The 12,495-nt window shown below is 61.3% G+C and carries 11 protein-coding genes and 1 tRNA gene; 8 read left to right on the top strand and 4 right to left on the bottom strand.

The features are described 5' to 3' along the window. Window positions 1-110: 110 nt before the first annotated feature. The 4 genes from RTQ83_RS07200 to uvsE all read left to right on the top strand — a co-directional run bounded on the left by RTQ83_RS07200 (window position 111) and on the right by uvsE (window position 4,854). The gene (locus RTQ83_RS07200; RefSeq protein WP_312512661.1) at window positions 111-1,958 is read left to right on the top strand and encodes a hypothetical protein; all 1,848 of its coding nucleotides are present in this window, start codon (window positions 111-113) and stop codon (window positions 1,956-1,958) included. A 158-nt stretch (window positions 1,959-2,116) separates the two neighbouring features. Next, entirely contained in the window at window positions 2,117-2,677 is a 561-nt protein-coding gene (locus RTQ83_RS07195) for a lipocalin family protein (RefSeq protein WP_312512659.1), read from the top strand. A gap of 211 nt (window positions 2,678-2,888) precedes the next feature. After that, complete coding sequence (locus tag RTQ83_RS07190) at window positions 2,889-3,782, top strand: CAP domain-containing protein (protein WP_312512658.1); 894 nt, start codon at window positions 2,889-2,891, stop codon at window positions 3,780-3,782. Between the two features lie 148 nt (window positions 3,783-3,930). Next, complete coding sequence (gene uvsE, locus RTQ83_RS07185; protein WP_312512657.1) at window positions 3,931-4,854, top strand: UV DNA damage repair endonuclease UvsE; 924 nt, start codon at window positions 3,931-3,933, stop codon at window positions 4,852-4,854. 13 nt (window positions 4,855-4,867) lie between these two features. On the opposite strand, the gene RTQ83_RS07180 is transcribed toward uvsE, so the two are convergent. Continuing rightward, on the bottom strand, window positions 4,868-5,581 hold the full coding sequence (locus tag RTQ83_RS07180) for an alpha/beta hydrolase (protein WP_312512654.1): 714 nt from the start codon (window positions 5,579-5,581) through the stop codon (window positions 4,868-4,870). Window positions 5,582-5,652: 71 nt separating this feature from the next. Continuing rightward, complete coding sequence (gene epsC, locus RTQ83_RS07175; RefSeq protein WP_312512651.1) at window positions 5,653-6,570, bottom strand: serine O-acetyltransferase EpsC; 918 nt, start codon at window positions 6,568-6,570, stop codon at window positions 5,653-5,655. Between the two features lie 163 nt (window positions 6,571-6,733). Between epsC and RTQ83_RS07170 the strand changes: the two genes are divergently transcribed. Together RTQ83_RS07170 and RTQ83_RS07165 are read left to right on the top strand one after the other, a co-directional pair. Beyond that, a complete protein-coding gene (locus tag RTQ83_RS07170) occupies window positions 6,734-7,219 on the top strand; it encodes an acyl-CoA thioesterase (protein ID WP_312512649.1) in 486 nt (161 codons plus the stop codon). 56 nt (window positions 7,220-7,275) lie between these two features. Further along, window positions 7,276-7,351 (top strand) — tRNA-Phe (locus RTQ83_RS07165). 203 nt (window positions 7,352-7,554) lie between these two features. Here the strand turns inward: RTQ83_RS07165 and RTQ83_RS07160 are convergent. Then, the gene (locus RTQ83_RS07160) at window positions 7,555-8,370 is read right to left on the bottom strand and encodes a DUF6236 family protein (protein ID WP_312512647.1); all 816 of its coding nucleotides are present in this window, start codon (window positions 8,368-8,370) and stop codon (window positions 7,555-7,557) included. 1,882 nt (window positions 8,371-10,252) lie between these two features. On the opposite strand from RTQ83_RS07160, the gene RTQ83_RS07155 reads away from it, so the two are divergent. Further along, window positions 10,253-10,615 carry a DUF3140 domain-containing protein gene (locus tag RTQ83_RS07155; protein WP_312512645.1) on the top strand — a complete coding sequence of 121 codons (363 nt, stop codon included), beginning with the start codon at window positions 10,253-10,255 and terminating at the stop codon, window positions 10,613-10,615. A 33-nt stretch (window positions 10,616-10,648) separates the two neighbouring features. Here the strand turns inward: RTQ83_RS07155 and RTQ83_RS07150 are convergent, their stop codons facing one another. Beyond that, window positions 10,649-11,068, bottom strand: coding sequence for a hypothetical protein (locus RTQ83_RS07150; RefSeq protein WP_312512643.1), 420 nt, complete (start codon window positions 11,066-11,068; stop codon window positions 10,649-10,651). A gap of 269 nt (window positions 11,069-11,337) precedes the next feature. Here RTQ83_RS07150 and RTQ83_RS07145 point away from each other — a divergent pair, with 269 nt between their 5' ends. Beyond that, window positions 11,338-12,429, top strand: coding sequence for a putative zinc-binding peptidase (locus RTQ83_RS07145; RefSeq protein WP_312512641.1), 1,092 nt, complete (start codon window positions 11,338-11,340; stop codon window positions 12,427-12,429). Window positions 12,430-12,495 lie beyond the last annotated feature (66 nt).

Genomic DNA, 12,495 nt, shown 5'->3' with positions numbered 1-12,495 from the left:
TAACGCCTTGCGACTGCTCAAGCCACGAACCAGAACCCCTGCACCTGCCGCGACTCAAACGACGACGCAGGCATGGCGCACGGTCGATTGCGCCGCCTGGGGGAGACATCATGAAAGCGCGCCTTGCCATCCCTGTCGTTGCCATCCTCCTTGCGGCACTCGTGGCCGCCTTCGCCGCCGTCCTGTCGGCCGCGGCGCCGACCGCCATGCCCGCGCTGCGGCCCGAACGCGCCACGGCAACGAACGGTTTCGATCCCCTGTTCGCCGGCGCCACCTGCGCCCCGGCCCGCCCCGGCGTGCCGCCGCTGCTGGGCCACCTGGTGCTGGCCCAGGCCCAGACCGAAACCCGCCCGTTCACACCGGGACAGGCGCCGGCCAGGCAACCTGGCAAGCCGGGCCGTGCCGAGCCGCCGCCGCTGTACGACAACCTCGGCACGCTGCACATCCCCATCACCACCAGGAACCCGCGCGCGCAAGCCTATTTCGACCAGGGCCTGCGCCTGACCTACGCCTTCAACCATGCCGAAGCCGCGCGCGCTTTCCGCGCCGCGCAAGACATCGATCCGTCCTGCGCCATGTGCTTCTGGGGCGAAGCGCTAGTGCTGGGGCCGAACATCAACGCCCCGATGTTCCCCGAAGCCGTTGCCCCGGCCGTGGCCGCCGCCGCCGAAGCGCAACGCCTGGCGCCGCGCACCAGGCCCGAAGAACAGGCCGTGATCCGCGCCGTGGCGCGCCGCTACAGCGCCGATCCCAAGGCCGACCGCGCGGCGCTCGACCAGGCCTATGCCGACGCCATGGCCCAGGTCGCGCGCGACTTCCCCACCCACGACACCATCCAGGTGCTATACGCCGAAGCACTGATGGACCTGGCCCCATGGGACTACTGGAGCCCCGGCGGCGCCAAGCCCAAGCGGCCCGAGATGATCGCCGCGCTCGAACGCGTGCTGGCGCGCAACCCCACCCATCCGGGCGCAGCCCATTACTACATCCACGCGATGGAAGCCTCGGCCCAGCCCGACAAGGCGCTGCCGGCGGCGCGCGTGCTGGCGCAGCAGATCCCGGGCGCCGGCCATATCGTGCACATGCCCTCGCACATCTACTACCGGCTCGGCCATTACCGCGAAGCGCTGCGCGCCAATGTCGAGGCGGTGGCGACCGACGAACGCTACTTCGCCAACGCCGCCAGCGACCCGGTGTACCGCGGCGCCTACTATCCGCACAACATCCACTTCGTGCTGGTGTCGGCGCTGATGGGCGGCGACGGCGGTCTCACGCTCGACGCCGCGGCCAAGCTCGACAAGGTGATCACGCCCGAGCTGCTGGGCGCCATCGGCGCGCTGCAGCCGGTCAAGTCGGCGCCGTATTTCGCCCACGTCCAGTTCAGCGATGCCGACACGCTGCTCGCCCTGCCCGACCCCGGCCCCGACTTCGTGCTGGTGCAGGCGATGTGGCACTACGCGCGCGCCATCGGCTACGTGCGCAAGAACATGCCGGATGCCGCCAACCGCGAGATCGCGGCGCTGGCGCGCATCGAAAAGACGGCCGACTTCAAGGCCGTCACCGACTGGAAGATTCCTGGCCCCGAGATCGTGCGCACCGCAGGTGCGGTAGCGCGGGCACGCCTGGCCGATTCCCAAGGCAACCTGCGCGGCGCCATTGCTGCCTACCGCGAAGCGATCGTGATACAGGATTCCCTGCCCTATATGGAGCCGCCCTACTGGTATTACCCGGTGCGCCAGTCGCTCGGCGTCGCCCTGCTGCGCTCGGGCCAGAGCGCCGCGGCCGAAAAAGTGTTCCGCGACTCGCTGGCGCGCACGCCGAGCAACGGCTGGGCGCTGCGCGGCCTGATGGAGGTGTACCGCGTGCGTGGCGACAAAACTGCGCTCAGCGCCGCAGAGAAACAATTTGCAAATACCTGGCTCGGCAAGCCGGGCGGCCCCGCACTGTCATCACTGTGATGCTGCGCTGCCCTCATCATGCGTGGAATGCAGGCTGTTGATGGCAAACGACGAGGCATGAGCAGGCACGCGCAGACATGGACAAATTACACCAACCATGCGACAGGACAACGCCGTCATCGCTAAGCTGGAACCCCGCCACTGCCAACGAGGTTCCGATGAATGCCAAGTCCTTGTCCGCTCTGCTCCTGGCCGGCCTGTGCTGCGGGCCGGCCTTGGGGGCCGACGCCGCCAAGCCGCTGCAACCGATCTCCGCGCTGTCGGTGCCGCGCTATATGGGTACCTGGTACGAGATCGCGAAATTCCCCAACGATTTCCAGAAGAAATGCGTCGGCGACACCAGTGCCAGCTATACCTTGCGCGACGATGGCCGGGTCGATGTGGTCAACCGCTGCCGCACCGCCGACGGGAAGACCGATGCGGCCGAAGGTGTGGCGCGCCAGATCGGCGCGGCAAATTCGCCCAAGCTGAAGGTGCGCTTCGCCCCGGCGTTCCTGTCGTTTATCCCGATGGTATGGGGCGACTACTGGGTGATCGACCTGGACGAGCAATACCAGTTGTCGGCCGTGAGCGAACCCAAGCGCGAATTCCTGTGGATCCTGTCGCGCACGCCGCAGGTCGATCCTGCCGCCTACGACGCGCTGCTGGCGCGCTTGGGCAGCCAGGGCCTGGACGTCTCGAAACTGGTGCGCACGCCGCAGACGCAGGCCGGGCAATAGGCAAGCCGGGCGCTCCCGCTCGCATTCAGGAAACATGAGGGCTGGAAATCACACCAGCCGTCCCCACCTTCGTCGACAGCGGTAACAGCAGCGCCGGCCTCCTGATTGGCGCTTGCTTTACATACACCATCGCGCCGCTCGTGTGGCGACGATGCATCACTGCCTGTCGACGATATCCATGCCTGGCCCGTCCATTCCGAAAACGTTTCGTGTGCCCCCTTTCGCCACGGCCCTGCTGGCGCCCGCGGCATACGTCTGTGCGGCAAGCCTGCTGCTATTGCCGGCGGCGCACGCCCAGCAGCAACCAGCCCCGCCAGCTGACCTGCTGGCACCGCTGGTCAACGCCTATCGCGCCAATCCCGGCGCATGCAACGGCCAGCCGATGGCACCGGCAGCCGCGCTGGACACGCACCCGGCGCTGGCGCAGCTGCGCATCGGCGCCGGCACCTTCATCGAATCGGCCCTGGAGCGCGCCGGCTATGCCGTCGAGAGCGCGCAGGCGGTCTACGTCACCGGCCCCGACAATGCGCGGGCCGCGATGGACGTGTTGCAGCAAAAATACTGCTCGGCCTTGCTGAACCCGCGCTTTTCCGCGGTCGGCAGCTACCACGAGGGCGCGACCTGGACCGTCGTGCTGGCCCGTCCCGCCGCGCCACTGCCGTCGACCACCTACCCCGACTGGCGCGATGCCGGCCAACTGATCCTGGAACAGGTCAATGTGGCGCGCGCCAGCGCCCGCATGTGCGGCGAGCGGGCGTTTGCCGCCGTGCCGCCGCTGCGTTGGAACGATGCGCTCGGCGAGGCCGCGCTGGCCCACAGCCGCGACATGGCCACGCAGCGTTACTTCGATCACCGCGCCAAGGATGGCAGCCACGCAGCGCAGCGCGCCACGCGCGCCGGCTACAGCTGGCGCCGCGTCGGCGAGAACATCGCCTTTGGCCAGCGCACGCCGCAGGAGGCCGTGGCGGGCTGGCTCGACAGCCCCGACCACTGCACCAACATCATGAACGGCGGCTTCACCGAGATGGGCGCCGCCTATGGCGTCACGCCCGAGCGTCAGAACGGCATCATCTACTGGACGCAGGTCTTCGGCACGCCGCGCTAGCCATTCCGGCGACGCCCGGCCGACCGCGCGCCGCGCCTGGTGAAACGGCCATTCTGCCGAACGTCGCCACACACGGACGCGCCTTTCGTGCCTCTGCAAAAACCCGCTTGGGCTAGACTGGAATCACCAGCTTTGCGGAACATCGATCATGCAACCACGACTCGGCCTCGTCTGTATCACAACGTCCAAGGACGTCCGCTACCGCGCGCTCACGCGCAAGCGCCTGCTCGAACATTCGGAAGACGGCCAGCGCCGTCTGCTGGAAGACATCTATCGCGACAACATCCAGACCCTGGACACTGCCCTGCGCTATTGCGAACGCGAAAAGATTTCGCTGTACCGCCTGCCATCCTCGATCTTCCCGTTTTCGGACGAGCCGTTCGGCCTGGCGGTGCTGCAGCAGTTCAAGGAAACGCTGGGCCGCTCGGGACGGCGCGCCACCGAACGCGGCATCCGGCTGGTGATGCACCCCGACCAGTTCGTGGTGCTCAGTTCGGATTCGGAAGGCGTGGTCGCCAACAGCATCAAGATTCTGCAGATGCACGCCGACATCATGGACCTGCTCGACCAGCCGCGCTCGCCGTGGGCACTGCTGGAAATCCACGGCGGCAAGTCCGACCGCGAAGACGCGCTGGTCGAGCGCATCAAGCAATTGCCGGAAGCGATACGCTCGCGCCTGTGCCTGGAAAATGATGAATACGCCTACAGCGCCGAAGAAATCCACGCGGTGTGCGTGCGCGCCGGCGTGCCGATGGTGTTCGACGCGCACCACCACATCGTGCACGAAAAGCTGGACAGCTACGAGCATCCGAGCGTGGCCGAAATGCTGGCCAAGGCACGCGCCACCTGGCCCGATCCGGAGCACCAGGTGGTGCACATCTCGAACGGCCGCGAAAGCTTCAATGACCGCCAGCACTCGGACCTGATCGCGATCATGCCATCCTCGTACCTGAACGCGCCGTGGATCGAGATCGAGGCCAAGCTCAAGGAAGAAGCGATTCGTGGCCTCGACAACTGGTGCGACGTCTTCGGCGCAGCACGCACGTCGACCATGACTGCCGCCGCAAAGTAATCGACGCGCGCCGTCAGGCGTCCAACGCGCCGCCGGTACCGCCAACGCGCTCGATCCACGGCACGACCACGTCGAGCAGCGCCTGCGGCGCCTCGAGTGGAATCATGTGCCCGCTGTCCTCCACCACGGCGCACTCGGAACCCGCGATCCCCGCATGCAGCTCCTGTGACTCTTCCAGGCTGCGCAGCCGGTCATGCCCGGCCGCCACCACCAGCGTCGGGCAGCGGATCTGATCCAGCAAATGCAAGTCGCCCGGGCGCTCGAGCATCGACTGGCGCCGGAACGTCTCGCCGCCGAGCCGCACGCCCATCATGCGCACGCGCTCGATCATCTCTGCGTTGTTGCGCTCGCGCGGATGCAGCGAACTGGCGATCGCGGTGCGGCTCAGGCCCGAGAACGACACCGACGGCGCGGCCTTGGCCACTGCGCCCTTGCTCTGCCTGAGCGCCGGCGAATCGGGACGGGTCGAGGTGGCGATCAAGACCAGCGCGCGCACGCGCTCGGGCGCCTGGCGCACGATCTCGCGCGCCACGTAGCCGCCCAGCGAAAAGCCGATCAGGATAAAAGTGGGAGGCGCCGATGCCAGGGCGCGGCGCGCCATCGCTTCGAGCGTGGAATCGTGCCGCAGGTCGGCATGCGCCAGCGGCCCGAATGGGGCCAGCCGGTCGTGCATGTCGTTCCACAGCGTCTCATCGAGCATGTAGCCGGGAACCAGGAGGAGTGCCATCGCGCCATCATAGCAAAGCCGCGCGGACGCGGCAGCCGCTTGCCCGCAGTGCGCGATCCGATCGCGCCGCTTCAGGTATTGCGCATCTGTGCCTGCGACACGTTGCTGCCCGGCGGTACGCTCTGGGTCAGCCACACATTGCCGCCGATGGTCGATCCGGCGCCCACCGTGATGCGGCCCAGGATGGTGGCGCCGGCATAGATGACGACGTCATCCTCGACGATCGGGTGGCGCGGCGTACCCTTCACCAGCGCACCGCTCTCGTCCACCGGGAAGCGCTTGGCGCCCAGCGTCACCGCCTGGTACAGGCGCACGCGCTCGCCCAGGATCGCGGTCTCGCCGATCACCACGCCGGTACCGTGGTCGATGAAGAAGCTGGCGCCTATTCTAGCCCCCGGGTGGATGTCGATACCGGTCAGCGAATGGCCGATGTCGGCCGCCACCCGCGCCAGGAACGGCACGCCGAGGCGCTGCAGGCAGTGCGCGATGCGGTGGTACAGGATGGCGATCGTGCCCGGATAGCACAGCATGATCTCGGCCACCGAGGTCGCCGCCGGGTCGCCCGCCAGCGCGGCCTGCACGTCCGACACCAGTAGCGCGCGGATCACCGGCAGGCTGGCGGCGAAGTCGCGCGTGATGGCGCGCGCCCGTTCGAGCAGCGCGGCGTCTTCGGCCTGCTCGTACTCGTTCGAGAACCGCAGCGCACGGCGTATCTGTTCGGCCAGGCGGTCGAGCGCCACGTTGAGGGTGTCGGCGACGAAGTAGTCGATGCTCTCGTCGTTCAGGTCCGGCCGTCCGTAATGGGTCGGGAACAGGGCCGCGCAGACGCCTTCCACGACCTGGCGCACGACTTCGCGCGACGGCAGTTCGCGCACGCGTCCGTGGTGGCGGATGTTATGGGTGGTCTCGCGCGAGGTGCGCAAAGCGTCGATGACGGGCCCCAGGTGCCATTGCACCGAGCCGCCCGGATGGGGGAATTCGCTGTTCATATGCCGAGCCTAGCCGATTAAAAAGTCGATGCCTACGAATTTATTTGCATGTTGATATGCCAATTTTGACAGCGTACAAGCACGGAAGGCGGACGGCTGACCTTGCCGTATGGCACGTTCTAAGGCAACATCGATGACGATAACTTCTTTTGACGAGCCAAGCATGAACCTGCCCTCCCACCAGCTCAGCATGACCGTGCTGATGACGCCCGACACCGCCAACTTTTCCGGCAACGTCCACGGCGGCACCATCCTGAAACTGCTCGACCAGGTCGCCTATGCCTGCGCCAGCCGCTACGCCGGCCGCTATGTGGTGACGATGAGCGTCGACCAGGTCACCTTCCGCCAGCCGATCCACGTCGGCGAACTGGTGACCTTCCTGGCGGCGGTGAACTACACCGGCCGCAGCTCGATGGAGATCGGGATCAAGGTGATCGCCGAGGACATCCGCAGCAAGGTGGTGCGCCATGTGAACAGCTGCTTCTTTACGATGGTGGCGGTCGGCGACGACAAGAAGCCGGCACCGATTCCTCCGCTCGAACCGTCGACTCCGGACGAGGTGCGCCGCTTCGAGGAAGCCAAGGGCCGGCGCGACCTGCGCCTGGCGCTCGAGCGCGATCACGCCAAGCGCATCGCGCCGCAAGCCTGAAATCGCTCGCCGGCGGATTGTATTCGCCACAAACGCTGCTATAATGGCGGCCTCTTGGCCTGGTAGCTCAGTTGGTAGAGCAGAGGATTGAAAATCCTTGTGTCGGTGGTTCGATTCCGCCCCGGGCCACCAAGAACATCGTTCACGCAACGCCCACTCATGAAGTGGGCGTTGTCGTTTCTGCGACTCGTATCCCTTGTGCCTGCTCTATTCCCGGCTCGAACCCGTCATTAAATAGAAATTTTGTCGCTAATCGAGACGAGATTTATACAAACCGATTAGTAGATTCAAATGTTCTCGTTGGTGTCTCGCATACGCTACTCTGGACATAGATATTAAATTATTTTCTCACCCTTTAACGCAGACAAGTACGATAGCTCTAATTGACGACCTATAGAGGAATTTAGCTGGGGTGTCGCACTCACTTCGAATTTCATGCTTGAGACCATAGTATGCCCGGCCCCGGCCAGTCCACCAATGATAGGACTATTAAAGCTTGCTCCAATCAGCCCCGCAGTAATCAATCCGTCTTTGATGGAACCAAATCCAATATCTAGCGATACTTTTCTGCTTGCCAGAATTCGCTCTCCCCAACTCTGCTTTGCAACCTGATCAAGATCCTTGATTGCCTGCTCTAGACGACTTAATTGATGAATTTTGGATCGTGGAATATCTTGTGATTTACTTACCTCCAAATATAGCTCATCGATAGTTTGCCGAAGACCATGTAGTTCATCTTTTCTTCTCAATTTAAAATCGAGCAGTTTTTCCATCGGAAGTTCAGGCTTGGGCGTTGGTAGACATCGATTTAACTCAAAATCTACCGTCAGCAACTCTGTCTTCATTCCGGCAGGAACAATATCTCTAAAGCTATTCTGATCAATAGCCCACTGCCCCGGGTTTTTTTCAATTAATTCTGACGCAATCTTGGATAAAACTTCAAAATGCTTGTTAAATATCCAATATTTATCACTATAATCGCATTCGGCAAAAGTATATGACCCGCGTTTTGTTGTAACAATCCCGGCCTTTTGTAAAAGATAGGCATCTCCCCACAGATCAGCGTAAAAATTATTGGTGTCAATAAGCGCAACCTTATCCCAATATAGAGCGAAGTATCGAAGCCGCTCAGGTGTGACATCCGAAGTCATCCTAAACGATTCCGATTGACTATCATAAAGTATGTCGTGATTTGGGGATATGATTCCTCTTTGCATTTTTTATCCTGTATTTTAAATTAAGAGGCTAACATTATTAAACACATTGAAAATTAATTACGATCAGTATAGTCGGATATGCTCAATGCATCATACAGCACCACAAGGCAGATCGATAATCAAATAGGGGGCTAAAGATTACTTATGGCATATGCCTTGGCTGCACGCCTGACATACCAAGCGTACGCTTACTAATTTATTTGACCAGCGGTAAAGTTTGTCCACATGAGCTTAGATTGCGGCGCATTAGATCGATGCCTAGTAAGCGCGTAAGCCAAGAAAATTTCGATCGAACTGCATTTATTAAGCTGCTGATTAATCACCAGAAGGAGGACGCGTTTTCGGCTTGTCAGACGTATGCCCAAAAGAATGATCGCGATTTCGAAGATGCTGAACGCCCTTCCATGTCGCCAACCCGAGAGTCAGGCCAGCAGCAGTGCAAACAACAACAGGCCAGAAAGGCGCGGATAGTAGCCCCAGGGATAAAGCAGTTGCGCCAAGTCCGCTCGACCCTCATACTGTTACCGAACCGGCAGCGAAGGAAATCACGATTGCGGTATCAGCCAAAGCCATTGCACCACTACTCGCGTGTACCAAGGAGCTTCTTACAGCTTCTTTAATGAGATCTTGCAGGCCTTTCCATGTGGCGGTAACTACTTCGGAGACTGGAGGAACCAGACAAATCAAGCTTTCTCTAAGCCTCGAAGCCGATGACAATACTCGTTCATCGTTCATCGTTTACGACTCGACACGCCCCATCAATTATCAATGCTACGCCTACCGCGACAGCTCCCCCCATCCAGCAGCAAGTCACCGAATCCGCTGGGTTTGTTGAGCAGCGCATCAACCTGTGCCCCAACACGTAATCGAAGATACCGAAAATCGCCCGCCTCCTCCGATGATAACTAGCGTGGGCACGCAGGTAACTCCAACGACCATGCCGACACCTCCGACCCATGACAGAATTGCAGCACCAAACGCTACCTCTGCAACGCCTGCCTCTGCCTGATACTGCGCAGTCCGTTGTTTGCAACGGTCAAGCGCTCGCTCAAATGCGGACCGATCAACGGCGCTCAGAACAATTTCACTCATCTATATTCTTCGGGGACGACCGATACGGACGCAGGTGTCTGCGGTACATCGTTCAGTAGAATGGAGTCAGTATGATTTGTGAATGCCAACGAAAGGGCACCTATTACGTAGCGTGGGTCTGTCCCGGAGTGCTCCTCAGGTTGACTTTGATGATGACGCGCGCTGCTACAAGGCCCGAAGGCACATTTGACGCAACTAACTACAATCCCTTCCCGTACTGCTCTGGGCTCTGGCGCTTCCGCTGCGTACGCATAGGCACGAAGACATCATAGCTCATCAGCATTGTTGAAACAACATCAACATTACACAATACTGTTATGACGTTTCAGGTACGGGCACTCATCAGCTGGGCAACTGATCGGAAGTTGAGGACTAATTTCGGGTAGTTGGCTATGTCGGGGAAAATTTGGCCTGAAGCATACCGAGCAATCCACGTTATAAAGACGGGCAATCGCCGGCCCTGCCTTGGCCGGCCTTCACAGGTCAGCATTTTTGTTCTCTGCGTGACGTTTTACGTGACGTTTTGCTTCAACGGACTATCTCTGGCTCATTTCGCATCAAGCGATTACTGGTGCGCCAGGAAAAACAGCGTTCGTGGTACTTTAAAAAGCAGATATGGTCTACCGGACATCAGACGCGCAGGCCAAGTGATTGTGGCGATCGTCCATGCGTTGAAACGCGCTTGCCGTACAACAATGCCAATTTAATGTTCATTGGAGTAAGCATGTCGAAACAAGCAGGTACCGGCGATGAGGATGCAGCCAAGCGCGAGGCGGTCGCGGAGTTCAAGCAGGCGGTGAATATGACGCCGGCCCAACTGGAGAAGTGGCTCGACACTGACGATTCCAAACGTGTCGGCCAGAAGAGCGGCAATGCCGAATCGACCGGGCACCAGTCCGGACGCCGCATCGTCGAACTGTTGCACCGGCACGTACAGGACTTGAATGCGGACGACATCGCGCACATGCGCAAGGTGGTCGGGTACATCCATCGGCACATGGCACAGGGGCCGACCAAGAGCGATCCGGCATCGAGCGATTGGCGCTATTCGCTGATGAACTGGGGCCACGACCCTGAGAAAAAGTGAGCCTGCCGTTGGTTCAGATCGCAGCTCCCCCCCTCAATCTTTCCGCTCCCGGAATTCGCCATCGATCACCATATCGTCGTTGCGAGGATCAGGCTTGCGCCCGGCGAACTGGAATACCGACGATCGCACACGATCGAACACGGTCCGACGCAACCATGGGAAAGTGAGCAGAAAAACCGTGGCAAAACCTGTGAACGCCGCAGGAACATACTCGCCCTGCGCCAGGAAATGCAGCAAGCTCAGTGCCATCAGGCCCGTGATGAGCGGCCGGCGAACGGGCTTGGGCAACAGACCGACGATGCGCAGCTTGCCTTCGCGTACCCAGGGGAATCTTGCAAGCAGAACGCCCAGCAGCAATCCCGCCAGGAACCGGCCGGTGCCGAGGTATTCGGCCAATACCCCGATGACGAGGAAGCCGGTGTAGGTCATGGCGCCGGCCAGCGCCGCCAGCATGAGCAATGCAATGGCGGCTGTCAGTCTTGGCAGCCGTATCGCTGTAGCGATTAAGAAGCGTAGGATTTGCGTACTCCGGCAGGTGAACATTGAACGATGAGCGCAAATTTTAACAGCACCTGCATGCCGGGGTTTCTCCAGCAGTGCCGGGTAAAGCGCAACGGCTCGCACACGATATGAGGCATTGTCCGACACGTGCCCGCCGAGTTCGGATTAGCTGATAAATTATCAATATTTACACGCTCAACCGTTCCTCACCCGGCACTGACATGAAAACCTTTCACTGCGACAAGTGCTCGCACCAGATCTTCTTCGAGAACACCCTGTGCTTCAACTGCGGCAGCACGCTCGGCTACCAGCCCGCAACGCGCAGCATCAACAGCTTCGAGCAGACCACGGACGGGCTGTGGCGCAGCCTGAACCCGTCCGACGAAGGCAAGTTGTACAAACAATGCGCGAACTACGTGCAGCACAACGTCTGCAACTGGATGCTGCCTGCCGACGACCCGCACGAGCTGTGCGAATCGTGCCAGCTGACGGTCGTCATCCCGGCGCTGACATCGGAAAAGAACCGCATCCTGTGGTCACGCCTGGAAGCGGCCAAGCGCCGCCTGCTGTTCTCATTGGCCACCCTGAACCTGACCCCGGCATCGAAAGAAGCGCAGCCGGAAACCGGCCTGGCCTTCCAGTTCCTGGAAGACGGCGTCTCGGACCAGGCCGTGATGACCGGCCACGCCAATGGCCTGATCACCCTGAACATCGCCGAAGCCGATCCCGCCGAACGCGAACGCACGCGCGAACAGATGCACGAGCGCTACCGCACCCTGCTCGGACACTTCCGCCACGAAAGCGGACACTATTATTTCGACCGGCTGGTGGTCGGCAGCGAATGGATCGGCGAGTTCAGAACCCTGTTCGGCGACGAGCGCCAGGACTACGGCGAGTGCCTGAAGCGCCACTACGCCAACGGCGCGCCCGAAGACTGGGCGGCGCGCTTCGTCAGCAGCTATGCCAGCTCGCACCCATGGGAAGACTGGGCCGAAACCTGGGCCCACTACCTGCACATGCTCGATACGCTGGAGACGGCGCATTCCTGCGGGCTGCAACTCAAGCCGCGCAAGCCCGACGAGCCGGTGCTGGACGCCATCACCTTGCCGACCCGGGAAGACGCGTTCGACGACACCGTGCACGACTGGTTCGCGCTGACCTACGTGCTCAATAGCCTGAACCGCAGCATCGGGATGCCGGATTCGTATCCGTTCACGCTCAGTACGCCGGTGCTGGAGAAGCTGGGATTCGTGCACAAGGTGGTGCGTGCACAGCTCGATCAACCGCCCTTGTCGGTCAGAAGCGCTACCTAAGCCGACACGCATGAATGTGCGAAGCGGCGCAATACGCGCCGCTCTCAATTGACCTTCACAGTACGG

Origin of the sequence: Massilia sp. (assembly GCF_031995545.1) — a bacterium.
In the GTDB taxonomy this organism is placed as follows: Bacteria; Pseudomonadota; Gammaproteobacteria; order Burkholderiales; family Burkholderiaceae_D; genus Telluria.
Note: the sequence above shows the minus strand (reverse complement) of the source record. Positions and strands in the feature narration are given on the sequence as shown.